At 68.8% G+C, this 23,659-nt stretch carries 24 protein-coding genes; 12 read left to right on the forward strand and 12 right to left on the reverse strand.

Features of this window, described 5'->3' with window-relative positions; genetic code table 11:
• Nucleotides 1–62: 62 nt before the first annotated feature.
• Nucleotides 63–1,529 (reverse strand): PLP-dependent aminotransferase family protein, encoded by a 1,467-nt coding sequence (locus KK131_RS02050; RefSeq protein ID WP_214554919.1) that lies wholly within the window; start codon nt 1,527–1,529, stop codon nt 63–65.
• An 88-nt stretch (nt 1,530–1,617) separates the two neighbouring features.
• Between KK131_RS02050 and KK131_RS02055 the strand changes: the two genes are divergently transcribed.
• Both KK131_RS02055 and KK131_RS02060 read left to right on the forward strand, forming a co-directional pair.
• The gene (locus KK131_RS02055) at nt 1,618–2,415 is read left to right on the forward strand and encodes an MBL fold metallo-hydrolase (RefSeq protein WP_214554920.1); all 798 of its coding nucleotides are present in this window, start codon (nt 1,618–1,620) and stop codon (nt 2,413–2,415) included.
• A 17-nt stretch (nt 2,416–2,432) separates the two neighbouring features.
• Nucleotides 2,433–2,903 (forward strand): cupin domain-containing protein, encoded by a 471-nt coding sequence (locus KK131_RS02060; RefSeq protein ID WP_214554922.1) that lies wholly within the window; start codon nt 2,433–2,435, stop codon nt 2,901–2,903.
• A gap of 20 nt (nt 2,904–2,923) precedes the next feature.
• Here the strand turns inward: KK131_RS02060 and KK131_RS02065 are convergent, their stop codons facing one another.
• Genes KK131_RS02065 through KK131_RS02075 form a run of 3 tightly spaced genes read right to left on the reverse strand, consistent with a single transcriptional unit; the run spans nt 2,924 to nt 4,902 of the window.
• Complete coding sequence (locus KK131_RS02065; protein ID WP_214554924.1) at nt 2,924–3,295, reverse strand: metalloregulator ArsR/SmtB family transcription factor; 372 nt, start codon at nt 3,293–3,295, stop codon at nt 2,924–2,926.
• A gap of 24 nt (nt 3,296–3,319) precedes the next feature.
• Nucleotides 3,320–4,399, reverse strand: a complete 1,080-nt coding sequence (gene arsB / locus KK131_RS02070; RefSeq protein WP_214554926.1) for an ACR3 family arsenite efflux transporter — start codon at nt 4,397–4,399, stop codon at nt 3,320–3,322.
• Complete coding sequence (locus tag KK131_RS02075; protein WP_214554927.1) at nt 4,396–4,902, reverse strand: arsenate reductase ArsC; 507 nt, start codon at nt 4,900–4,902, stop codon at nt 4,396–4,398. Before KK131_RS02075 ends, arsB begins: the two co-directional genes overlap by 4 nt.
• Nucleotides 4,903–4,977: 75 nt before the next feature.
• Between KK131_RS02075 and arsH the strand changes: the two genes are divergently transcribed.
• Nucleotides 4,978–5,778: an arsenical resistance protein ArsH gene (gene arsH, locus KK131_RS02080; protein WP_214554928.1), complete on the forward strand. Its 801-nt coding sequence runs from the start codon at nt 4,978–4,980 to the stop codon at nt 5,776–5,778.
• Between the two features lie 53 nt (nt 5,779–5,831).
• On the opposite strand, the gene KK131_RS02085 is transcribed toward arsH, so the two are convergent.
• The 3 genes from KK131_RS02085 to KK131_RS02095 form a co-directional block, all read right to left on the reverse strand.
• Nucleotides 5,832–6,887 (reverse strand): radical SAM protein, encoded by a 1,056-nt coding sequence (locus KK131_RS02085; RefSeq protein WP_214554929.1) that lies wholly within the window; start codon nt 6,885–6,887, stop codon nt 5,832–5,834.
• A gap of 69 nt (nt 6,888–6,956) precedes the next feature.
• The gene (locus tag KK131_RS02090) at nt 6,957–7,289 is read right to left on the reverse strand and encodes a hypothetical protein (RefSeq protein ID WP_214554931.1); all 333 of its coding nucleotides are present in this window, start codon (nt 7,287–7,289) and stop codon (nt 6,957–6,959) included.
• Between the two features lie 276 nt (nt 7,290–7,565).
• Complete coding sequence (locus tag KK131_RS02095) at nt 7,566–9,407, reverse strand: ABC transporter ATP-binding protein (RefSeq protein ID WP_214556623.1); 1,842 nt, start codon at nt 9,405–9,407, stop codon at nt 7,566–7,568.
• A gap of 102 nt (nt 9,408–9,509) precedes the next feature.
• Between KK131_RS02095 and KK131_RS02100 the strand changes: the two genes are divergently transcribed.
• The 3 genes from KK131_RS02100 (at nt 9,510) to KK131_RS02110 (ending at nt 13,005) form a co-directional block, all read left to right on the forward strand.
• A complete protein-coding gene (locus KK131_RS02100; protein ID WP_214554933.1) occupies nt 9,510–9,995 on the forward strand; it encodes a GFA family protein in 486 nt (161 codons plus the stop codon).
• Nucleotides 9,996–10,075: 80 nt separating this feature from the next.
• Nucleotides 10,076–12,481 (forward strand): DUF3772 domain-containing protein, encoded by a 2,406-nt coding sequence (locus KK131_RS02105; protein ID WP_214554934.1) that lies wholly within the window; start codon nt 10,076–10,078, stop codon nt 12,479–12,481.
• A 95-nt stretch (nt 12,482–12,576) separates the two neighbouring features.
• The gene (locus KK131_RS02110; RefSeq protein ID WP_214554935.1) at nt 12,577–13,005 is read left to right on the forward strand and encodes a VOC family protein; all 429 of its coding nucleotides are present in this window, start codon (nt 12,577–12,579) and stop codon (nt 13,003–13,005) included.
• Between the two features lie 10 nt (nt 13,006–13,015).
• Here the strand turns inward: KK131_RS02110 and KK131_RS02115 are convergent, their stop codons facing one another.
• The 3 genes from KK131_RS02115 to KK131_RS02125 form a co-directional block, all read right to left on the reverse strand.
• Nucleotides 13,016–13,903, reverse strand: a complete 888-nt coding sequence (locus KK131_RS02115; RefSeq protein WP_214554936.1) for an AraC family transcriptional regulator — start codon at nt 13,901–13,903, stop codon at nt 13,016–13,018.
• Nucleotides 13,904–13,982: 79 nt separating this feature from the next.
• Entirely contained in the window at nt 13,983–15,614 is a 1,632-nt protein-coding gene (locus KK131_RS02120; RefSeq protein WP_214554937.1) for an alpha/beta hydrolase-fold protein, read from the reverse strand.
• 61 nt (nt 15,615–15,675) lie between these two features.
• Entirely contained in the window at nt 15,676–17,355 is a 1,680-nt protein-coding gene (locus KK131_RS02125) for a serine hydrolase (protein WP_214554938.1), read from the reverse strand.
• A gap of 151 nt (nt 17,356–17,506) precedes the next feature.
• On the opposite strand from KK131_RS02125, the gene KK131_RS02130 reads away from it, so the two are divergent.
• Both KK131_RS02130 and KK131_RS02135 read left to right on the forward strand, forming a co-directional pair.
• A complete protein-coding gene (locus tag KK131_RS02130; protein WP_214554939.1) occupies nt 17,507–18,298 on the forward strand; it encodes a phosphatase PAP2 family protein in 792 nt (263 codons plus the stop codon).
• Complete coding sequence (locus KK131_RS02135) at nt 18,295–19,128, forward strand: DUF72 domain-containing protein (RefSeq protein WP_214554941.1); 834 nt, start codon at nt 18,295–18,297, stop codon at nt 19,126–19,128. Before KK131_RS02130 ends, KK131_RS02135 begins: the two co-directional genes overlap by 4 nt.
• On the opposite strand, the gene KK131_RS02140 is transcribed toward KK131_RS02135, so the two are convergent.
• Nucleotides 19,129–20,682, reverse strand: coding sequence for an oligopeptide:H+ symporter (locus KK131_RS02140; RefSeq protein WP_214554942.1), 1,554 nt, complete (start codon nt 20,680–20,682; stop codon nt 19,129–19,131). It abuts the gene before it with no gap.
• A 165-nt stretch (nt 20,683–20,847) separates the two neighbouring features.
• On the opposite strand from KK131_RS02140, the gene KK131_RS02145 reads away from it, so the two are divergent.
• The 3 genes from KK131_RS02145 to KK131_RS02155 are packed head-to-tail and all read left to right on the forward strand — an operon-like array spanning nt 20,848 to nt 21,981.
• Nucleotides 20,848–21,282, forward strand: a complete 435-nt coding sequence (locus KK131_RS02145; protein ID WP_214554943.1) for a ribonuclease domain-containing protein — start codon at nt 20,848–20,850, stop codon at nt 21,280–21,282.
• Nucleotides 21,279–21,722 carry a barstar family protein gene (locus tag KK131_RS02150; protein ID WP_214554944.1) on the forward strand — a complete coding sequence of 148 codons (444 nt, stop codon included), beginning with the start codon at nt 21,279–21,281 and terminating at the stop codon, nt 21,720–21,722. Before KK131_RS02145 ends, KK131_RS02150 begins: the two co-directional genes overlap by 4 nt.
• 31 nt (nt 21,723–21,753) lie before the next feature.
• Complete coding sequence (locus tag KK131_RS02155) at nt 21,754–21,981, forward strand: RNA-binding S4 domain-containing protein (protein ID WP_214554945.1); 228 nt, start codon at nt 21,754–21,756, stop codon at nt 21,979–21,981.
• Here the strand turns inward: KK131_RS02155 and KK131_RS02160 are convergent.
• Nucleotides 21,978–22,793: an arylamine N-acetyltransferase gene (locus KK131_RS02160; protein ID WP_214554947.1), complete on the reverse strand. Its 816-nt coding sequence runs from the start codon at nt 22,791–22,793 to the stop codon at nt 21,978–21,980. The two genes, KK131_RS02155 and KK131_RS02160, sit on opposite strands and share 4 nt — an antisense overlap.
• A 129-nt stretch (nt 22,794–22,922) precedes the next feature.
• On the opposite strand from KK131_RS02160, the gene msrA reads away from it, so the two are divergent.
• On the forward strand, nt 22,923–23,627 hold the full coding sequence (gene msrA, locus KK131_RS02165) for a peptide-methionine (S)-S-oxide reductase MsrA (RefSeq protein WP_214554948.1): 705 nt from the start codon (nt 22,923–22,925) through the stop codon (nt 23,625–23,627).
• Nucleotides 23,628–23,659 lie beyond the last annotated feature (32 nt).

The following is a 23,659-nucleotide window of genomic DNA, read 5'->3' on the forward strand; positions in this document are numbered from 1 at the left end:
GAGTCAAGAACTTTATGGCAATGGCGGCACAGCGTCAGAAAGCCAGGAAGACGCCTGCGGAGTCACGGCCCTCCTCGCTCATTTTCCGAACCCTTCTCCAGCGCCCGCCGCATCTTTCCCAGCGCCGCCGCGATCTCCCCCGCGTCGATCACTCCATACCCGAACGTCACCGCGGGCTCGATGCCGCGCGCCATCGCGTAGTCCGCGGTCGATTCCGCGCCGGCGGCGAAGCGCAGGATCGTCGGCATGATCTTCGGCGCCAGCGTCGGGTCGCGAATGCGTGCGGCGAGGTGCAGGCCGGCTTCGGAGGGGATCGGTTGCAGCCATTCGCCGAGTGCGCGGTGCAGTCCGTCGAGCAGGGCTTCGCGGCGTTCGGCGTAGATCGGCCGCATGTGGCGCACGTGGCGGGCAAGGTGGCCGTCGCGGATGAAGGCGGCAAGAGCGGACTGGGTGATGGTGTCGCAGTGGGAGTCCACGCAATGCTTGACGGTGACCAGGCCGTCGCGGGCCCACGCTGGCGCGACCACGAAGCCCTTGCGCAGCGAAGGAAACATGCTCTTGGAGAAGGTGCCCACGTAGAACACCAGGGCGTCGCGGTCCAGCGTCTGCAAGGCGTCGAGCGGGCGGCCGCCGAAGCGGAACTCGCCGTCGTAGTCGTCCTCGACGATCACCGCATGATGCCTGCGTGCGAAGTCGAGCAAGGCCGTGCGCCGGCGCAGCGACATCGCCACGCCGGTGGGCGACTGGTGCGACGGGGTGACGCTGATGATGCGCACGTCGTCGGGCAGGCGCTCGACGCACAAGCCCTCGTCGTCCACCGGCAGCGGCAACAGTTGCGCGCCGGCGACGGCGAACGCGGCGCGTACCGGCGGATAGCCTGGTTCCTCCACCGCCACCTTCGTCTGTCCCGGCGTGACCAGCAGACGGGCGATCAGGTCGAACGCCTGCTGCGCGCCGGAGGTGACGATCACGTCGTCGGCCGTGCAGGCCACCGCGCGGGCGAACGCGACGTGCTGCGCGATCGCCTCGCGCAACGCGGAGATGCCTTGCGATGGCGCATAGGCGAACTGTTCGCGCGAGCTTTTGCGCAGCGTCTGCGCCATCAACCGGCGCCAGATGTCGTGCGGGAAATGGCGATGGTCGGGAATGCCGAGGCGGAAATTGCGCTCGGGCAGCACGCGCGCTGGCGACGGCGCCATGAACGGCGTGCGCCAGACCGGCGCGAAGCGCGACTCGTCGATACCGGTCCTCGGCGGTTTCGACGTCCGGCGTCGGGCGAATTCGGCGACTTGCGGCTTGGCGCCCTTGCGTGGAATCAGGTAGCCCTCGGCGATCAGCAGGTCGTAGACGGTGACCACGGTGTTGCGCGCCACGCCCAATGCCTCGGCGACTTTCCGGGTCGCAGGCAAGGACGAATGGGCCGGCAGGCGGCCGTCGAGGATGGCCGTGCGCAACTGCTGGTGCAGTTCGTGGGCGAGCTTGCCGTGGTGGCGCGGCAGGCTCACTGGAAACGGAAAAACTGGCTCCATCGAATATCTCGCGAATGGATCAATCAAGGATCCAGATTACTCCTAGAGTGGACCTCGAAGCGACGCTCGATTCCAAGGAGACCAGGCCATGACGATGTCGATCTGCGGGACCTGCGGCACCCAATACCCGGATACGCCCAGCCACTGCCCCGTATGCGAAGACGAGCGCCAGTACGTCGGCGCGAACGGCCAGACCTGGACGACGCACGAAGCGCTGAAAGCCACGCACACGCTGCGCATGCAGGACGAGGCCGGCGTGCTCGGCATCGGGCTGGCACCCGACTTCGCGATCAACCAGCGCGCGCTGTACCTGCCGACGGACGCGGGCAACATCCTGTGGGAAGCCTTGAGCCTGGTCACCGACGAGGCGGTCGAAGCGCTGCAGGCGCGCGGCGGCGTGGACCTGATCGCCATCTCGCACCCGCATTTCTATGCGTCGATGCTGGCGTGGAGCGAGGCACTCGGCAACGTACCGATCCTGCTGCACGAGGCGGACCGCGACTGGGTGCGTCGACCGTCGCCGAACATCCGGTTCTGGCGCGGCGACACGCACCGCTTGTCCGGCGGGGTGACGCTGATCCGCACCGGCGGCCATTTCCCCGGCAGCACCGCGCTGCACTGGAAGGACGGCCCGCGCGCCGGCGGCGCGCTGTTCTCGGGCGACACGCCGCAAGTGGCGAGCGACCGGCGCCACGTCGGCTTCATGTACAGCTATCCCAACTACATGCCGATGCGGCCCGATGCCGTGCGCGACATGCAGGAGCGCCTCGCGGGCTACGCGTTCGAGGATGTCTACGGCTACACCTGGGGCCGCAACATCATCGGTGGCGGCCGCGCCGCCGTCGACGCCTCGTTCGAACGCTACCTGTCCGCCATTGCCGCCTGAGCCACGGAGTCATGCCGATGACCACGCCCTCCTCCCGCCTGCACGACTACCTGCCCGCCCGCTTCAACACCGCGGCCGAACGACAATGGATCCCGTCCGCGACACCGGGCAAGTCGTCCAGTCCGCTGCGCTTCTTCGCCGACGATCGCGGCTTCGTGGAGCTGCTGCGCATGGAGCCCGGCGTGGTGATGCCGCTGCACCGCCACAGCGGCGAGATCCACGCGTACAACCTCAGCGGCACGCGCAAGCTGTGCACCGGCGAACTGATCGGTCCGGGCGGTTATGTGTACGAGCCGCCGGGCAACACCGACTGGTGGAAGATCGTCGGCGACGAAACGATGCTGGCGCTGGTGGTCGTGATGGGCACGGTCGAATTCCTCGGCCCCGGCGGCGTGGTGACCGGCCGTGCATCGGCCAGCACCCAGCTGGCGGAATACGAGCGCTACTGCCGCGAGCATGGGCTGGCGATCCAGGACCTGGTGGACTGATCGCAGCGGCGTCGGGCGGCTCAGACGGGTGTCGGCCGGCGCCTGGTGGCCGCGGCCGGCCGCTTGCCCGGGGCGCACTTGGCCGTGGCGGTCGAGCACGTGCCGGCGGACTGGCTGCAGCAGTGATCGGTCAGGTAGCCGATCAGGTCGTTCATCGCCTCGATCACCGGCGCGTAGTAGATGAAACGCCCGCTCTGCCGGCTGCTCACCAGGCCCGCATGCGACAGCTCCTTCAAGTGGAAGGACAGCGTGGCGTTGGGCAGGCCCAGCTTCTCCGCGATCGCGCTGGCCGCCAGTCCTTCCGGCGCATGCTCGATCAGCAGCCGGTAGACCGCCAGCCGCGACTCCTGGGCGAGCGCGGCGAGAATCGTGATGGCTTGCTTGTCCTGCATGGCGTGGCGACGGCTCCCGATGGCTTACGGTGATTCATACCAGCGTTTGCTGCGGTTGACGATGCGCACGACCGAAAGCATCACCGGCACCTCGATCAGCACGCCCACCACGGTCGCCAGCGCCGCACCGGAATGCACGCCGAACAGGCCCACCGCGGTGGCTACGGCCAGCTCGAAGAAGTTGCTGGCACCGATCAGCGCCGAAGGGCCGGCCACGCAGTGCGGCACGCCGAATCGGCGGTTGAGCCAGTAGGCCAGGCCGGCATTGAAATACACCTGGATCAGGATCGGCACCGCCAGCAGCGCGATGATCGCCGGCTGCGCAATGATCTGCCGACCCTGGAAACCGAACAGCAGCACGAGGGTGGCCAGCAGCGCGAACAGCGACGCCGGCCCCAGCCGCTGCAGCAGTTTCTGCAACCGCGCCTCGCCCCCGCTGGCAAGCACCCGGCGCCGCAGCAGCACGCTGAGCACCACCGGCACCACGATGTACAGCAGCACCGACAGCAGCAGCGTGTCCCACGGTACCGTGATCGAGGAGATGCCCAGCAACAGCGCCACGATCGGCGCGAACGCCACCACCATGATGGCGTCGTTCAGGGCGACCTGGCTCAGCGTGAACGCCGGCTCGCCGTTGCACAGGTTGCTCCACACGAACACCATCGCCGTGCACGGCGCGGCGGCCAGCAGGATCAGGCCGGCGATATAGGAGTCGAGCTGCGCGGCCGGCAGCTGGCCGGCGAAGAGGTGGCGGATGAAGATCCATCCCAGCAGCGCCATCGAGAAGGGCTTCACCGCCCAGTTGATGAACAGCGTGACGCCGATGCCCTTCCACTGGCGGCGCACGCCGCCGAGCGCGCCGAAGTCGATCTTCAGCAGCATCGGGATGATCATCAGCCAGATCAGCACGGCGACCGGCAGGTTCACCTGGGCCACCTGCATGCCGCCCAGCGCCGCAAAGCGGCCGGGCAGCAGGTGGCCCAGCAGCGTGCCGGCCACGATGCACAGCAGTACCCAGAGGGTGAGCCAGCGCTCGAAGAAGCCGATGCGGGTGCCCTCCGCGGGAACCGGACAAGCGGTCAGTTCTGCCGATGCCTGGTTCATGCGTCCGCTTCTTCGTCGGTGATGCTGCCGATGCGGTCGAGCGCCTGCTTCAGCTCGTCGCGCCCCATCGTTTCCACCGGCAGCTTCAGCAACGCCGCGATCCGATAAAGAATCAGCGTGTGGGCACGCCGGAACGCCGCGATCGCGGCGCCCGCATCCTGGGCAGCCGCAGGATCCGGCAGGCCCCAGTGGCTTTTCACGAAGTCGCCGAACAGCACCGGGCAGGTCTCGTTCACGGCGTTGTCGCAAACCGTGATCACGATATCCAGCGGCGGTGCGCCCGCTTCGGTGAAGCGGTCCCACGACTTGCTGCTGAGTCCCTCGGTGGCGATGCCCAGGGCCTTGAGCTCCTCGATCGCGTAGGGATTGACGCGCCCGGTCGGCTGGCTGCCGGCGCTGAACGCCTCGAAGCGCCCCTTGCCCAGGTGGTTGAGGGTGGCCTCGGACAGGATGCTGCGGGCCGAGTTGCCGGTGCAGATGAACAGGACGCGACACGGATGCATGGCGGCGGTTCCGGATTGGTTTCTATATTTCCATAATGATAGAATCATAAAACCAAAGCAACAGGAAACGTGCCCGTGCCGATCCACGACCTGCCGCATATCGCCGCCGATATATTGGACATCCCCAGCCTGACCAAGCTGGCCTTGCCGGCCGATGCCGACCACCCGCCGCGCATCCTGATCCTGTACGGCTCGCTGCGCGCGCAATCGTTCAGCCGCAAGCTGGCGCTGGAAGCCGAGCGCGTCCTGCGCCAGTTCGGCGCCGAGACGCGGGTGTTCGACCCCCACGAGCTGCCCATGCTGGACAGCGTGCCGGCCAGCCATCCCAAGGTGCAGGAGCTGCGCGCGCTGTCGCTGTGGTCCGAAGGCCAGGTCTGGGTCAGCCCCGAGCGGCACGGCGCGGTGACCGGCGTATTCAAGAACCAGATCGACTGGCTGCCGCTGGAAGACGGCAGCGTGCGTCCCACGCAGGGACGCACGCTCGCCGTGATGCAGGTCAGCGGCGGATCGCAGTCGTTCAACGTGGTGAACGCGCTGCGCGTGCTGGGCCGCTGGATGCGCATGGTGACCATCCCGAACCAGTCTTCGGTGGCCAAGGCCTGGCAGGAATTCGACGACGACGGCCGGATGAAGCCGTCGCCGTTCTACGACCGCGTGGTGGACGTGATGGAGGAACTGTTCAAGTTCACCCTGCTGGTGCGCGGCCGCAGCGACTACCTGGTCGACCGCTACAGCGAGCGCAAGGGCGCCGCCGCGGCGCGCGCACTGGCGGCCGCGGCCGGAGTGACGGAAGACATGCCGGCCGCGGCGAAAGGCATCGCGAAAACCACGGCCGCCGCGGGCAAGTCCGGCTGCTGCGCCGGCGCAGCGTGCTGAGGCGCGACCGCCACCTGCACCGACCCTGACGAATCAGGCCGCGTGGTTGCACCCTACGCGGTCAGCCGCACCGGCGTGCCCAGCGGCCGTGCCGGCCGGCGCGCACTGGCGGTGGTGATCGCGGCGTACCAGTTGGTGAACGGCAGGTGCTCGGGAGCCTCGCTGATGTCCGCCCAGACCTGTCCGGCAAGATCGAGGAAGCGCGGGTAGCGTTCGCGTTTCCAGCGAGCCGCCTGCTCGCGGAAGGGGCCGAGATCGAGGTGGGCAATCGCGTGGCCGGCGCCGAAGCCATGCTGGATCGGCACCACCCAGCCGTCCTCCTGCACCACCAGCGGCGAGACCAGCGCAGCGAGCGGGCTGCCGCCCGCCACGTCCGCTGCGGGCGCGGGGCCAGCAAAGGCGCGGCAAGGTTCGCGGGCGATCAGCTGGCGATCGGCTACGTCGTACTGCAGCGTCAGCCGACCCTGGTACTGCCGCTGCAGCCGCGCCACCTCGAGAAAGCCATACGACAACTCCAGGTCGTCCGGCGGCTGCGGTTCGTAATCGCGGGCGCGGCCGACCTGTTCAAGCGGATGGATCTGCAGCAGGCGCGCGCCCTCGGCACAGGCAAAGCCGGCGACCCAGTCCAGTTCGGGCAGGTTGTCCAGGGTCAGCGTGAAGATGAAACCGAACGGCAGGCCCGCCGCGCGGACCAGGTCGAGCTTCGCGCGCATCTGCTCGAACGCATGCGCGCGGTTGCGCATGCGGTTGTGGCTTTCGGGCACGCCATCCAGGCTGATCGCCAGCAGGCCCAGGTGCGGCGCCAGCTGCGCCAGCCGACTGGCGCTGAGCAGCAGGCCGTTGCTGGTGACCGAGGTGGCGAAGCCCAGCGCGCGCGCCGACGCCAGCAGTCGCGGCAGCGGCTTCCAGGTCAGCGGCTCGCCGCCGGACAGGCCGATCGCGTTGTAGCCTTCGTCGGCCGCGTCGGCCAGGAAGCGTTCCAGCACTTCCACCGTCAACTCGCCCTTCTGTTCCGGCCCGGAGGTCGAGTAGCAGTGCCGGCAACGCAGATTGCAGCGCAGCGTGGGATGGATCTGGATGACGTTGACGACGTCGCCGGTCGGGCCCATGGCGTTCTCGCAGCAAGACAGGACGGCGGCCGGACGATCCCGCCCGGCCGTGGATTGCGCTGACCGGCCTCAGCGGCCGGCGTTGCGGATGTCGACTTCGACCCGGTACCACTCCGGCACGGGGATGCCATACGGGAAGCAATACGCGGTGACCTGCATCGCGGGGCCGTTCAGCCGCATCAGCTGGCTGACCACCGGGCCGAGTTGCTTGGTGTTGACCTCCAGCTGTGCCTGGATCAGGTCGATCGCCGGCTGCCCGTACTTCCACCACCACTTCACTTCGTAATCGCTGCGCGCCATGCCGAGAGCCTTGGCGATGCCGGCGTGGTCGTGCGGCTTGAGCGTGAACAGTTTGGCCGAGCCTCTGCTCGCGCTGCTTGCGGTCTTGCGGGTCGTGGCCATGAGGAAAAGCCTCCTGCGCTGGATTGCCGGTTGTCCGGACGATGACGGGGATCGACGCCAGCGGAACCCGGCGGCCTGCCTGCCGCCCGGCGCCGATCGGCCCGTGCCCAGTCTCAGCAAGCGACGTGCCAGCACCCGGCAACGGCAGGAGCGCGCTGCGGCGCGCGCAAGACGAACAGCCACGCACGGAACCGGGGCTGAAATGACCCGACATGGCTGCCAGCCGGGTCACGCCATACCCACCATGGAACGACGCTCCAGTGCCTGCGCCGCTGGCTAAACCGGCGCATCCTCCGCCGCCACGAAACCGCCGGTCTGCCGCTTCCACAGCCGCGCGTACAAACCCTCGTGCGCGATCAGCTGCGCATGCGTGCCGGTCTCGACGATCTGCCCATTGTCCAGCACCACCAGCCGGTCCATCCGCGCGATGGTCGACAGGCGGTGTGCGATCGCGATCACCGTCTTGCCCTGCATCAGGACGTCCAGGCTGTCCTGGATCGCCGCTTCCGCTTCGGAGTCGAGCGCGGAGGTGGCCTCGTCGAGCACCAGGATCGGCGCGTCCTTCAGCAGCACGCGGGCGATCGCGATGCGCTGGCGCTGGCCGCCCGAGAGTTTCACGCCGCGTTCGCCGACCAGCGCGTCGTAGCCGCGACGGCCTTCGCCGTCGCTGAGGTTCGGAATGAATTCGTCGGCGCGCGCCTTGCGCACGGCTTCCATGATCTGCGCCTCGCTGGCGTCGGGGCGGCCGTACAGCAGGTTGTCGCGGATCGAACGGTGCAGCAGCGAGGTGTCCTGGGTGACCACGCCGATCTGCGAGCGCAGGCTTTCCTGGGTGACGCGGGCGATGTCCTGGCCGTCGATCAGGATGCGCCCGGCCTCGAGGTCGTACAGCCGCAGCAGCACGTTGACCAGGGTGGACTTGCCGGCGCCGGACGGACCGACCAGGCCGATCTTCTCGCCCGCGCGCACGGTGAGGTCGAGCCCGGCGATCACCCCGCCCTGCTTGCCGTAGTGGAAGTGGATGTGCTCGAAATGCACGCCGCCGTTGGTGACCTCCAGCGGCATCGCGCCCTCGCGGTCCTGCACCGCGCGCGGCCGAGAGATCGTGGTGATGCCGTCCTGCACCGTGCCGACATTTTCGAAGATGCCGTTGATCACCCACATGATCCAGCCGGACATGTTGTTGATGCGGATCACCAGCCCGGTCGACAGCGCGATCGCGCCCACCGTCACCCGGCCCTCGCTCCACAGCCACAGCGCCAGCGCCGAGGTGCCCACGATCAGGAAGCCGTTGAGCGTGGTGATGCTGGCATCCAGCGCGGTGGTGACGCGGGTCATCCGGCGCAGCTTGCCGGTCTGCTCGGCCATCGCGTCGGCGACGTAGGCTTCCTCGCGCCGCGTATGCGCGAACAGCTTCAGCGTCAGCACGTTGCTGTAGCCGTCGACGATGCGCCCCATCAGCTTCGAGCGCGCTTCCGAGGCCAGCCACGAGCGCTGCTTGATGCGCGGGATGAAGAACGCCAGCAGCCCGACATACGCGAACACCCACGCGACCAGCGGCGCCGCCAGCCAGACATCCGCCTGCGCGAACAGCACCACCGCGCTGCCGGTGTAGATGGTGACGTACCAGATCGCATCGACGATCTGCACCGCCGACTCGCGCAGCGCACCGCCGGTCTGCATGATGCGGTTGGCGATGCGCCCGGCGTAGTCGTTCTGGAAGAAGCCCAGGCTCTGGCGGATCACGTAGCGATGGTTCTGCCAGCGGATGCGGTTGGTCAGGCTGGGCACGATCGCCTGGTTCACCAGCAGGTCGTGCGTGCCGATCGCCAGCGGCCGCACGATCAGCGCCACGAAGCCCATCCACAGCAGCTCGTTGCCGTGCCGCTGGAAGAAGTCCGCCGCCGGCGCACCCTTGGCCATGTCCACGATGCTGCCGATGAAGCCGAACAGCGACACCTCGACGATCGCCACCACGAAGCCCACCGCGATCGCGACGGCGAACACCGGCCACGCCTGGCGCAGGTAGAACGCGTAGAAGCGCCACACCGACGTCGGCGGCATGCCGTCGGCCGGTTCCTTGAACGCGTCGATGAGGGATTCGAACCAGCGGAAGATCATGGGCATTCCGGACCTGCGGGAGCCGTCTATTGTGCTTGAAGCCCGCACGATGCGGTGTGACGATGCGGCCTCTCCACCGTGACACACGGGATCGGCAGCATGGCCACCGAAACCTTCGAAGGCGCCTGCACCTGCGGCGCGATCCGCTATCGACTGACCAGCGCGCCGATGATCGTGCACTGCTGCCACTGCAGCTGGTGCCAGCGCGAGACCGGCAGCGCGTTCGCCTTGAACGCGATGATCGAGACCGACCGGTTGGAACTGCTGCAAGGCGAGCCGATCATGGTGAACACGCCGTCGGAGAGCGGCAAGGGCCAGCAGATCGCACGCTGCGCACGATGTCATGTGGCGCTGTGGAGCCACTACCCCGGCGGCGGCAAGGCGGTCGCGTTCGTGCGCGTGGGCACGCTGAAGGAGCCGTGGCGATTGCCGCCGGACATCCACATCTACACGACGACCAGACAGCCCTGGGTGACGCTGCCACCAGGCGTTCCCGCCATGCAGGAGTTCTACGACATCGACCAGGCCTGGTCGCCGGCCAGCCTGGAACGGCGCGCAGCACTGCAGGCGGCGCGCCGTTCGTAATCTGAACGCCAGCCGCGAAGGCGGCCGCTCATCCGGCCGGCGCGATTGACCGCCTGCGGCGGCGCTCCGATCATGGGCGGATGCCTACCCTGCTCCGCTGCCTCCTGCTCCTGCTGCTGACTCTCGGCAGCACCGCGTCGCTTGCCCAGAACGCCGAGCCGTCGGCGACCGCGCCGGCGGCGACACCCGCGCAGACGCTGGACCAGCTGGGCAGCCAGCTCGACACCGTCAAGGCCGCGCTGAAGGACAACAAATCCGACGTGCCGCTGGCCGACCTGCGCACCACCGCGCTCGGCGTGCAGGACCAGGCGCGCCAGTTGGCCGCCAACCTCGCGCCACAGATGACCGCCTTGCAGGCGCAGCTTGCCGTGCTGGGTCCGGCGCCGGCGAAGGGAACGCCGGCGGAGGCACCGGAAGTCGCCGCGCAGCGCCGCAAACTCGACAAGGCGCAGGCCGACCTGGATGCGCAGATCAAGCAGGCGCAGCTGCTCGGCCAGAACGCGACGCAACTGGCGGCGCAGATTTCCGGCCTGCGCAACGACGAGTTCCAGGCGCGGCTGGCCTCGCGCACGGCCACGCCGTTCAGCCGCACGTTCTGGGCCGATCCGGTACGCACGTTCCCGGACGACATGGTGCGCCTCAAGCGCCTCGGCTCGCGCTTCGCCGGCGCCGTGGGGCAGGCATGGCAACCGTCGAACCGGCAACCTTTCGCGTGGTGCCTGATCGCCGCCGCGCTGCTGCTGGGCGGTGGCCGCTGGGTGCTGGAACGGCTGTTGTTGCTGCTGGCCACGCGCCACGTGCCGGACGGCCACCTGCGGCGCAGCGCGATGGCCGCCGCCGTGGCGCTGACCGCGGTCCTCACCACCGGGTTGGCGGCGCAACTGGTCTACCTGGGATTGAACTGGAACGACATCCTGGACGATGACCTCGCCGCGCTGGCCACCAGCGTGGTCGGGCTGGTGTGCTTCGCCGCCTACGTGACCGGGCTGGGTCGGGCGCTGTTGTCGGTACCGCGGCCATCGTGGCGCCTGCCGGCGCTGTCCGACCTGGCGGCGCAACGGCTGCACCTGTTCCCGTGGCTGCTGGCCGCGGCGGCGCTGCTGTTCGGCCTGCTCGACCGCACCAGCCGCGCGATCGGCACCAGCCTGCCGGCCACTGTCGCCACGCGCGGCCTGTTCGCGCTGGTCATCAGCGGCCTGATCGGCCTGGCGCTGCTGCGCCTGCGCCGCACCCGCCGGGAACTGGCCGCCAGCGGCGCCGAGCCGGAGCACCGGCCGGTCTGGCTCGGCCTGCTGACCGCGGCCGCCACGCTCGGCGTGGCGGTCAGCTGGCTGGGCGTGGCTACCGGCTTCATCGCGATGGCGTTCTTCGTCGCCGTGCAGATGCTGTGGGTCGGCGTGATCGTGGCCACGGTGTACCTGCTGATCCACCTGCTCACCGACCTGATCGACACCTTGCTGTCGCCGCGCGGGCGCAGCGGCCAGCGGCTGCAGGCCACCTTCCAGTTGGCTCCGCACACGCTGGAACAGACCGCCATCCTGCTCGCCGGCGTCTGTCGCGTCGGGCTGGTGCTGCTGGCACTGGCGACCGTGCTGACCCCGTTCGGCGCCGGCCCGAAGGACCTGCTGGCCAGCGCCGAACAGACCCTCGGCAACTTCAGGCTCGGCGACCTGGCGATCAACCCGGGCAGCATCTTCGGCGCCGCGCTGGTGCTGGTGGGGGGACTGTTCGTGCTGCGCACGCTCAAGCGCTGGCTGCGCGAGCAACTGCTGCCGAAGTCCACGATGGAACCGGGCATGCAGGACTCCATCGCCACCCTGCTCGGCTACCTCGGCGGCATGCTGGTGTTCGTGCTGACGCTGGCCGCGCTGCACGTGGACCTGAAGAGCATCGCCTGGATCGTCAGCGCGCTGTCGGTGGGCATCGGCTTCGGCCTGCAGGCGATCGTGCAGAACTTCATCTCCGGCCTGATCCTGCTGGTCGAGCGGCCGGTGAAGGTGGGCGACTGGGTCAGCCTGAGCAGCGACGTCGAGGGCGACATCCGCCGCATCAACGTGCGCGCCACCGAGATCCAGATGTGGGACCGCTCCACCGTGATCGTGCCGAACTCGCAGCTGATCACCCAGAACGTGCGCAACGTCACCCTGGCCAACGCGCAGGGCCGCGTGCAGATCAAGCTGCCGATGCCGCTGGATACCGACGCCGGCAAGGTGCGCGAGCTGGTGCTGGGGGTCCTGCGCGCGCATCACGGCACGCTGTCCACGCCGGCGCCGTACGTGCAACTGGAAAGCGTCGCCACCGGCGTGATGACCTTCAACTGCGTCGCCTACGTCGGCAGCCCGCGCGAGGTCGGCGGCGTGAAGAGCGAGCTGCTGTTCGAGATCCTCGAACGCCTGCGCAGCGAGCGGCTGCCGATGACCAGCCCGCAAAGCATGCTGGTGCGCACGTTGCCGCCGCTGCCCGAGGAAGACGAGCACACCGGCTGAGGCGGCAACGGTCCGCCGCGCACGATCGAAGCCGGCGAGACAGGAAACGGCGGGCGCGCTAGCCTGTGTGCGGTTTCCGCCAACGGAGTCCCGTCATGCCGACACCCCATCCCCACGGCAGCACCATCATCCCCTGCCTGCGCTACCGCGACGCGCACGCCGCGATCGAGTGGCTGTGCAAGGCGTTCGGTTTCGAGAAGCAGGCCGTCTACGAGAACGAGGACGGCGGCGTGGAGCACGCCCAGCTCACCTTCGGCAACGGCATGGTCATGCTCGGCGAAGTGCGCGACAACGAGTTCGGCCGGCACATCGCCCAGCCCGACGAAATCGGCGGCCGCGAAACGCAATGCGCCTGCGTGATCGTCAGCAACTGCAAGTCGCACTACCAGCAGGCGAAAGCCGCCGGCGCGGTGATCGTCGACGACTACGCCGAGAAGGACTACGGCGGCGCCGGCTACAGCTGCCACGACCCGGAAGGCCACCTGTGGTACTTCGGCAGCTACGACCCGTGGCAGCCCGGATGATGCCGGCCGCCTATGGCAATGCCGACACCGGCAGGTAGACGTCCGTACGCAACACCGCTTCCGGGGTCTGCTCCGGGTCATCGAGGTAATGGTGGAACAGCGGTTCGTCGCGCAATGCGTAGCCGCTGTGCGGCAGCCACTCGGCCAGCAGTGCGTCGGTCGCCGGCTCCAGCCCGGCATAGGGCCCCACGTGGCGCAGGCGAGCCCACTGGCCGCCGCCCAGGGTGAGCGGCACGGTGCCGTCGCCGGCCGTGGCTTCAGCGCTGAACGCCAGCGCGCAATCGAACTCGCATTCGGCCGGCGGCGTGTCGCGACGATCCTGCTGCGGCACGCCGTAGATGCCGGCAATGCACTCGATCAGGCCATGCTGCGCAGCCCAGCCGAACAGCGCCTCGTAGGCCACGGCGAGGTCGGCGAAGTCGCCCGCGTTGCGCGTGGCCACCAGCGCGAACGGCTCCAGCGAGACCACTTCGACCTGCAGCAGCGACATCGGCACGGCCTCGTCCACGGGCGCCCGGCTGAGACGCGCGAGTTCGCCCGCCACGCGTGCCGGCTGCGCGCGCAGTTCGCTCGGGCTGGCGCCGAAGGCCTGGCGAAACGCCCGTGCGAAGGCCTGCGGCGTTTCGTAGCCGACCGCCAGCGCGGCGTCGGTCACCGCCTGCGCGGGATCGGACAGCAACTGCAGGGCGCGCAGCAGGCGCAGCCGCGCCACCGTGCGGCCGATCGTCTCGCCGGTCAGCGCGCGGTACACGCGATGGAAATGGAACGGCGAAAGCTGCGCGGCCTGGCCCAGTTCGGCCAGGTCCGGCAGTTCGGCATCGTTCGCCACCGCCTGCTGCAGCAGGGCGATCGCGCGATCGATGCGGCGCAGGTAGTCGTTGCGGGTGCGGCTTTTCATGGCAAGTCTCCGTGGGGGCTGGAAGCAGTCTGCGTGAACGCTCCGCGCCCGGCGGTCCGGATCTTGCGCAGTTGCCGGATTACGGCGCCGCCGCGGCCCGCTTCCGCTCCGAGTCCGGCCGCGCCACCGCATACATCTCCCACGCCATCTGCTTGAGCAGCCCCTGACGGTCGTCGCCCTGCGCGTACAGGTCGAAGTGGGTCTTGCCCGGCAGGAAGCGGAAGTCCGACTTCGCCCCCAGGCCATCCAGCACCGCCTTGAACTTGTGCGCGGCGCCGTCGAGATAGAACGTGTCGGCGGTGCCCACGACCACGTGGATCCTGCCGTCCAGGTCGGCCCTCAGCCGCGGCCAGTTCGCCTGCACGAGGTGGGCGATGTCGTAGTGCTCGCGCCAGTACGCCACCACCGCCGGATCGACCGCGCCGGTGTCGCGGTCGAACATCGGCATCGGCCGGCCGTCCGCACCGCGCGGCGAGAACACCCACTCGAACGAGGCCATCTGGCCGCCGTACTCGCCCAGCACGCGCTCGAGCTTCGCGAATGCCTCGTAGCTGGCCTGCACCTTGCCCTTGTCGCGCACCAGCGGGTAGGCGGAACCGTCCGCCCGGCGATAGACGTTCGCGTTCGGCGCGTACAGGTCCACGCCGGTGAAATCGTGGAAGTCGCTGGGGTCGGGCGAGGTCGACCAGGTGCCGCCGAAGATTTTCGGGTAGCGCGTCTGCAGCCACAGCGTGGCCCAGCCGCCGGAGGAATGGCCGGTGAGGAAGCGGCCGGACGGCCGCGCATCCATGCGGTAACGCGATTCCAGCTGCGGGATCAGCTCGGTGGTCAGCGCCTGGCCCCACGGGCCGTTGTTCACCGAGTCGGCGAATTCGTGCGTGCCGGTGGCGCTGGACTGGTCCAGGAATACCCAGATCATCGGCGGCATCTGGCGCTCGGCCATCGCGCCATAGACCATCGCGGCGCTGCCGGCGAGCGATGCCGCGCCGCCGCCGTAGCCGTGGGTGGAATACACCACCGGCCAGGTCTGCTTCGCGCCTGGCTCATAGCCCGGCGGCAACAGCACCCAGCCGCGCATGTGGATGGGGCGCCCCCAGAACGCGCTCAGCGCCGGGCTGACGAAGTCGAGCGGCTGCGCGGCGCGGCGCGCCTCGTCGAGGTGCTTGCGGGTGGTCTCGCTGAAGTAGCGCATGGGCAGGTCCCACGGCTCGCGCGCGGGCAGCACGCGGTCCAGGCTAAGGCTGGGTATCGCCTTGGCCGGCAGGTGCACCTTCAGCACCTCGCTGACCAGATCGCCCGCACCGCGCCCGCCGTAGTTGTAGTCGTGGTTGACGTCGAGCACCGCCTGCACGAAGTAGTCGCCGGGCGGCAGTTGCGACCAGCCGGCCGGGTACGCCAGCGCATCGGCGTCGATGTCCACGCCCTGTCCCGGCGCCAGCCGACTCACTTCGCGCCCGGCCACCGAGGCCTGGGTGGCGCCGAACGGATTGGCGTCCACCTCGTCGACCTTGCCGTCCTTCGCCGCGGCGATGGCCGCCCTGGCATCGGCGGCGAACAGCAGCAGCCGGCCCGACGCCGGCTGGGTCAGCGTACTGCCCAGTTGGACATGGAACTGGCTGTGCGCCACCGGCGCGTCGGTGCGCGCCAGCGCCACGCCGGCGAACAGGCCGCAGCCCAGCACGATCGCTACTGCACGATGCAAGTCACGCATGTCGATTCCCCGGTATCACGGCGGTGGAAAAGCCGGGGCCGCGATCGACCCCGGCGCCTGTTCAATGCTTGTCGGTATCCGGCTTGTCCGCGACCGGCACCATGCGCAGATCCTGGAAGTCGAAGCTGAAGTCGGTCAGCGGCGAGATCGGCTGCATGCGCACTTCGCTGACATGGCCGTCCACGTCCAGGCTGAAGGTGACGAAGGCGTCGGCGTTGAGCGTGCGGTCGTCCCAGCGCACGGTGAAGGTGTCGTGCTGCCACGGCGTCATCGTGCCGACCAGCTGCGCGGTCTTCGAGAAACGCAGGCGCAACTTGCCGTCCTCCTGGCTGACGATGACGTCGCCATACCAGGGGTCGCGATACGTGCCGGCGTATTTCGCCAGCGCCAGCGAGGGCTTGCTGCGCTTGTCGCGCGCCGCTTCATGCTTGGCCAGGCTGTCGTCGGCCTTCGCCTCGGATTTCTTTACGGCCTTGTCGTACGCGGCGACCCAGTCGGTCTTGTGCTCCGGGTTCAGGTACGCATCGAGCACGCGGTAGGTCACCGCGTTGAACGCAGCGCCGGACTCGGCATTGGTCAGCACCACCACGCCGAGCTTCAGCTCCGGCACCAGGGTCACCCGCGAGACCATGCCGGGCCAGCCGCCGGTGTGCCAGACCAGCTTCCTGCCGAGGTAGTCGGACAGGAACCAGCTTTCGCCGTAGCCGGAAAAATTCGGCACCAGCGGCGCCAGTTCGGGAACCGGCGGCTTGCCGACCTTGATCGGGGTCAGCACGCTCCACATCTCGCGCTGGCTGTCCTCGGAGAACAGCCGCGCCGGCTTGCCGTCGGCGCCCGTCGTCGGCAGCACGCCGCCGGCCAGCTGCACGTTCATCCACTTGGCCAGGTCGTGCACGCTGGAATAGATGCCGCCGGCGCCGGGGTCGTTGAGCCAAGCCATCGGCGGCACCGGCTTGAGGTCCTTGAAGTCGGCCTTGGCGTGGCCGGTGGCCACGTCCATGCCGGGCTTCAGATACGTCATGTCCACCAGCGAATCGTCCATGCCGACCGGCTTGAACAGATGCTGGCGCACGTAGTCGGCGTAGCTCTGGCCGGAGGCCTGTTCGATCACCAGGGTGGCCACCGCGAACAGGATGTTGTCGTAGGCGTAGCCGCTGCGGAAGCCGTTCTTGATCGGCACGTGGGCCAGCCGCTCGACCACCTCCTTCGTGCTGTACGAAGTCGGCGGCCAGTACAGGAGGTCGCCCGCGCCGAGGCTGAGGCCGCTGCGATGCGCGAGCAGGTCGCGGATGCGCATCTCGTGGGTGACGTACGGGTCGGACATGCGGAACCACGGCAGGTGGTCGATCACGCGGTCGTCCATCTTCAGCTTGCCTTGCCCGGCCAGCTGCTGCAGCGCGGCGGCGGTGAATGCCTTGGTGTTGGAGGCGATCGCGAACAGCGTGTTCGCGTCCACCGGGTCCGGCTTGCCGATCTCGCGCAGGCCGAAGCCCTGCTCCAGCACCACCTTGCCGTCCTTGACGATCGCCACGGCGATGCCCGGCACGTCGAAGGTCTTGCGCGCACTGTCGACGTAGGCAGAGAAGTCCTGCAGCTGCGCCGGCAGCATCGGCCGCACGAGGTCGCCGGTCGAAACCGGCGGCGGCGACTTCGCGGCCGGGGCCTGCGCCCACGAGGCGGTGGCGGAAACGAGCAGCGCGCAGCACAGCGCCAGGCGCAGGGAAAGGGGTCGCTGGGACATCGGGGGCTCCGCGGGTGGCAAGGTCGCCACTATCGCGGCAAACCGCAGGCAAGGCCAGCGCTGGAAGTCACGGCCTCGACGCAGCACGCGGCAACGCCGATCATGGCGCCATCGTGCCGCGCAGTGCGGCCACGTCGAACCGAGGAACGCGATGGACCCCGTGGAATGGATCGCCGCCCATGCCCTGCGGCTGTGGGCACTGCTGCTGTTGCTGGCCCTGCTGGCCGGGGACCTCGCCTGGCGGCACAACGCGCGCCGGCGGCGCCATGCGCTCGCGCGCGGCGATACGCCGACCGCGCTGCGCTGGCAGATCGGGCTGATCCTGCTGCTGGCGCTTGCCCTGCTGTTCCTCGCCATCGCCTCCGCGGTAGCCGGCCAGCAGGCAGGCGAGCTGGCGCGCTTCGACACCGGCCTGGCCGCGAATCTGCGTACGCAATTGCCATTGCCGATATTGCAAGGCATCGCGATGGTCACCCATCTCGGCGACCTGCTGTGGGTGGCGCCGGCGGCCGCCGTGGTGGCAGTGCTCCTGCTGCTGCGCCGGCACCGACAGCTGGCGGGCGTCTGGGTGGTGGCACTGTTCGGCATCCTGCCGATCAACGGCAGCCTCAAGGCGCTGTTCCAGCGGGTGCGGCCGCTGCACGACCACGGCTTCATCGTCGAGCGCGGCTGGAGTTTCCCCAGCGGCCATGCCTTCGGCTCCATCGTGTTCTACGGCATGCTCGCCTACGTGCTGCTGCGCCTGCTGCCGCAACGATTCCATCGCGCGGTGATCGCCGCCGCGGTGCTGCTGGTCGGCGTGGTCGGGATCAGCCGCGTGCTGCTGCAGGTGCACTATTTCAGCGACGTGATGGCCGGCTACGCCGCGGGCGCGGCGTGGCTGGTGCTGTGCATCGGCGCCGCCGAGCACCTGGGCAAGCCTGCCGCAGGAGTGCAGCCATGAACGACCTGTTCGCCCCCGCCAGCCCGGTCGGCCCGCGCATCCGCGTCGGCATCGGCGGCTGGAACTACGCGCCGTGGCGCGACAACTTCTATCCGGCCAAGCTGGTGCAACGGCGCGAGCTGGAATACGCCAGCCGCCAGCTGCGTGCGATCGAGATCAACGGCACGTTCTACGGCGCGCAGAAGCCGGCGACCTACGCCAAGTGGGCCGCGGAGACGCCGGCCGGTTTCGTGTTCTCGCTGAAGGCGCCGCGCTACATCGCCGAAGGCAAACGACTGGCCGACACCGGCAACGGCATCCGCGGCTTCGTGCACGGCGGCCTGGCCGAGATGGGCGACCGGCTGGGGCCGATCCTGTGGCAGCTGCCGCCGTCACGGCCGTTCGATGCCAGCGACCTCTCCGCCTTCCTCGACAAGCTGCCGCGCGAACTGGACGGCCAGCCGCTGCGCCACGTGCTGGAGGTACGCCACCCCAGTTTCCTCGACGCACGCTACGTGGAACTGGCGCGCGCGCAGCGCGTGCCCACCGTATTCACCGACTCGCCCGACTACCCTTCGCTGGCCGACCTCACCGGTGACTTCAGCTACGCACGATTGATGCGCAGCGAAGACGGCAACCCCACCGGCTACACGCCCGCCGAACTGGACCGCTGGGCCGGATACGCGCACACCTGGGCCGCGGGCAACGACATCGCCGACCTGCCGCACGCCGCCGCGCTGCAACCGCCAGGCCCGCCGCGCGACGTGTTCGTGTTCTTCATCAGCGCCGCCAAGCACCGCAACCCGGCCGCGGCGATGGCGCTGCAGGCGCGCGTCGATGCGTTGGCCTGATCAACCGGAACGATAGTTGTCCACTTCGCGATAGCGTCGCGCATACAGGCCGAACGCCAGCGCGGCGAGCAGCGCGAACGCGGCGAAGAAGAACATCTGGAACGCGGTGACGCTGAGCCCCGTGCCGGCAATGGAACCCGTGACGGTTTCGTTGCGCACCGCCGCGTTGGCCAGCAGCACCCACAGGTTGCCGATGGTCGTGGTGAGGTTCCAGAAGCTCATCACCACGCCTTTCATCGATGCCGGCGCCTGGCTGTAGGCGAACTCCAGTCCGGTCGCCGAGACCAGCACCTCGCCGAAGGTCAGCAGCGCGTACGGCAGCACCTGCCACACGATCGACAGCGGATCGCCGCCGTCGATCACCACCTGCAGTCCGCCCACCACGATCCACGCCAGGCCGCTGAACCCGATGCCGGCGGTCATCCGGCGCAGCGCGGTGGGCTCGTAGCCGAGGCGGCGCAGCAGCGGATACAGCACCAGGTTGTTGAACGGGATCAGCAGCATCACCAGCATCGGGTTCAGCGCCTGCATCTGCGCGGCATGGAACCACGACGGCATGGTCATCTCGTGGCCCTGCACCACCCAGGTCGAGGCCTTCTGGTCGAACAGCGAGAAGAACGGCGTGGTCAGCGCGAAGATCACCAGCACGCGCAGCACGTTGCGCGCGCCGTCCACCGCCGCATCCGGATGCAGGCCGCGGGCGCGCTCCATCTGCAGCCACGCGCCGCCGCCGACGCCGCCGATCAGCGCCACCAGCGCGAAGCAGGCGACGATCACGAAGCCGAGCGAGCCGATCAGGCCGAAGCCGCCCAGTGCCACCAGCACGCCGGCGGCCGCGATCCACAAACCGGGCCGCGCCTGCCCGGGCCGGTGCGCCAGCAGTGCCGTGCGCAATACTCGCGAGAACGCGTTGGGATCGGGCGGCGTCGGCGGCAGCATCACGTACTGCCGGCGGCCCAGCCAGAACACCACGGTGGCGATGAACATCAGGCCGCCGGGAATGCCGAACGCCACCGCCGCGCCGAAGTGATGCAGGAACAGCGGCATCAGCAGCGAGGCGAAGAACGAGCCGAAGTTGATGATCCAGTAGAACGCGTCGAACACCACTTTCGCCAGGTGCTTGTTCGACCGGTCGAACTGGTCGCCCATGAACGACGCCACCAGCGGCTTGATGCCGCCCGCGCCCAGCGCGATCAGGCCCAGGCCGGTGAAGAAGCCAAGGCGGTTGTTCTCGAAGAACGCCAGGCAGGCGTGGCCGAGGCAGTACACCAGGCTCATCCACAGCACGGTGTTGTACTTGCCGAAGAAACGGTCGGCCAGCCAGCCGCCGAGCAGCGGGAAGAAGTACACGCCGATCACGAAGGTGTGGAACACGTCCTTCGCCGCCAGCGTGCGTTGCCCCTCGGGCATGTACAGCAGCAAGGTGGTGATCAGGAACGGGGTGAGGATGTTGCGCATCCCGTAGAACGAGAAGCGCTCGCAGCCTTCGTTGCCGATGATGTAGGCAATCTGCCGCGGCAGGCGCCCGCCGGCGTGGTCGGGGGTGGTGCTCATCCATACTCCTAAGGATCGGGTGGGCGGCGCGCAGCGCCGTATCCACGGGTCCGCCGGAGTGTGCGCAATTTCCTGCGATCACGAAACCCTGCGGGCAACGTCTCTCACGTAGCCCGTCGCCCCGCCCTGTTAAGCTCGCGGCGCATCCACCGCCAGCCCATCCGCATGCGCCAACTCAAGCCTCTGATCCTGCTGGCATTCATCGTCCTTGCGGTGACGCTGTGGAACCGCCATGCCGGCACGCCGCAGATCGCCACCGGCCCGGCTGCCAGCGCGGACAGCAGCGCATCGCCCCGCGCGCCGGACCGCCCCGCCGGCACCGACGTACCCGCATTCCTGCCGGCGGAGGCACACGCCACGCTGGATCGGATCGCTCGCGGCGGCCCGTTCGAACACAGCCAGGACGGTAGCGTGTTCGGCAACTACGAGGGCCTGCTGCCGCAGCAGCCGCGCGGCTACTACCACGAATACACGGTGGAAACGCCCGGCGCGCGCAACCGCGGCGCGCGGCGCATCATCACCGGCGGCACGCCGCCGGTAGCCTGGTACTACACCGACGATCATTACCGCAGCTTCCGCCGTTTCGAGGTGGACCGATGAGTCCGCACGGTTTCGACCTGGACCTGACCAAGCCCACCCAGAGCGGGGTGTACTTCGTCGGCGTCAACGATCTCGACCGGCTCGCGCGCGCCGCCGCCCGCGACGAGCTGTGCGTCTGCCGCACCGACCTCGCCGGCTGCCACGACAAGGGCGAACTGCTGCGCCGGCTCGCCGTGTCGCTGCAGCTGCCGGCCACGTTCGGCCACAACTGGGACGCCCTGGCCGACTGCCTGCGCGATCTCGGCTGGATGCCGGCCTGGGGCTACGTGCTGCTGTTCGAGCACGCCGACGAACTGCGCCAGTCCGCCGCAGCGGACTACGACATCCTGCTCGGCATCCTCGATGACGCGGCCACCTTCGGCAGCGACCACGACATGCCGTGGTTCGCGTTCCTGGCGCTGCCCGACAGCGCGTTCGACGACCATCATCCGTCCGCCTGAAAGCGGGCCGCTCCCTTCACCGTGGAAAACCATGCAAACCATCGACTTTGAACTGGAAGGCGACTACGTCGAGCTCAACCTGCTGCTGAAGCTGGTCGGCCTGTGCGACAGCGGCGGCGCCGGCAAGGCGATCGTGGCCAGCGGCGCGGTGCGTGTCGACGGCGCGATGGAGCTGCGCAAGACCTGCAAGATCCACGCGGGCCAGGTGGTCGGCATCGACGACGTGGAGATCCGCGTGCTGGCCGATCCGCATTCCTAACCCGGCAGGCTGTCCAGCCGCCGATCGAGGTCGGCGTGCACGGGCAGGCGCAACAGGAATTCATCCTCCAGCACGCGCCGTATCGCAGCGCTGTCGCGCAAGCTGTGCCGCTCGGGTTCGCGACCGAGCCGACGCACGGTGTACTCATGGTTGAGCAGGCTCATGCGCCGGTCGGCGGTGGTGCGCGCTGCGATCAGGTTGCTCGGGAAGCGCGACGCCGGATGCGTGGATACGTAGTGGTTGGCCACCACGTAATCGACCAACTGGCTGGGCCGCAGGTCGAAGCGGTACAGCGACAGCCATTGCCCGCGCACCAGCGACTGCATGCGCCAGTCGCCGTCGCGCACGACCAGCCGGAACGGCTCGTGGCCGGTCGGTTGTTCGACGTCGGCCTGCAGCCGCAACGCCCCGGTCAGCACCTGGCCGCCGAAACCGACATCCGTCAACCAACTGCCGCCGTCCAGTTCGACGCGCAGCAGCATGTGCGTCTGCGCGGTGACGGCATCTTCCGGGTGCTGCCACAGCACGCGCGCGATCAGCCCCGACACCTCGAATCCGATCGCCCGCAACACCGCGGCGAACAGCAGGTTCTGCTCGAAGCAGTAGCCGCCGCGGCCGTCGTGCACGAGTTTTCGCTCCAGTGCCGGCGTATCCAGTTCGACCGGCAGGCCGAGCAGCGGGTTGAGGTTCTCGAACGGGATCGCGGCCACATGCGCCACCGCCAGGCCGCGCAAGGTGGCCTCGTCGGCGGCAACGCCGCCGTGCCAGCCGATGCGCCGCAGATAGGCGTCCAGATCGATGGAACCGTGCATCCCGTACCCCATGAAGACCGACCGCCGGTGATGGTACCCGGCCGGCCGACGCGGTAAAGGTAACCGATGGCCCATGCTCGACGAAGAACAGGTACGGGCCACCTTATGGCCATTCCGGCGAGGCGCAACATGATCCGTCGCAGCCCACTCCATGTCATCCCGCTGGCCGCCCTGCTGATGCTGGCCGTGAGCGCGTGCCAGCCGGTGTCCGCCGCCAGCGGCGCGCTCCCGGCGCCGACCGTCGATGCGCCGAAAACCACCGCCCGCGGCGAACAGGTCGCGGTGCTGGCCGGCGGCTGCTTCTGGGGCATCGAGGCGGTGTTCGAGCACGTCAAGGGCGTGCACCAGGTGATCGCCGGCTACTCCGGCGGCGACGCCGCCACTGCCCACTACGACGAGGTCAGCGAGGGCGACACCGGCCACGCCGAATCGGTGCAGGTGCACTACGACCCGGCCGAGGTCAGCTACGGCACCTTGCTGCAGGTGTTCTTCTCGGTTGCGCTCGATCCGACCGAGCTGAACCGGCAGGGCCCGGATGTCGGCAGCCAGTACCGCTCGGCGATCTTCTACGGCAACGCCGAGCAGAAGCGGATCGCCAGCAGCTACATCGCGCAACTGACCGCGGCCAAATCCTTCCCGGCACCGATCGTGACCCAGGTGGTGCCGCTGAAGGCGTTCTACCCGGCCGAGGCGTACCACCAGAACTATTTCCGCCTGCACCCGAACAACCCGTACATCGTCTACAACGACGCGCCGAAGGTGGCGCGGCTGAAGCGGCTGTTCCCGGCGCTGTACCAGCCGGACCGGCAGGTCGTGGAAGTTCAGCTGCACTGACTGGCGCGAGGCGGCACGCCTCCCATCTTGCG

Origin of the sequence: Rhodanobacter sp. LX-99 (assembly GCF_018599185.1) — a bacterium.
Taxonomy (GTDB): domain Bacteria; phylum Pseudomonadota; class Gammaproteobacteria; order Xanthomonadales; family Rhodanobacteraceae; genus Rhodanobacter.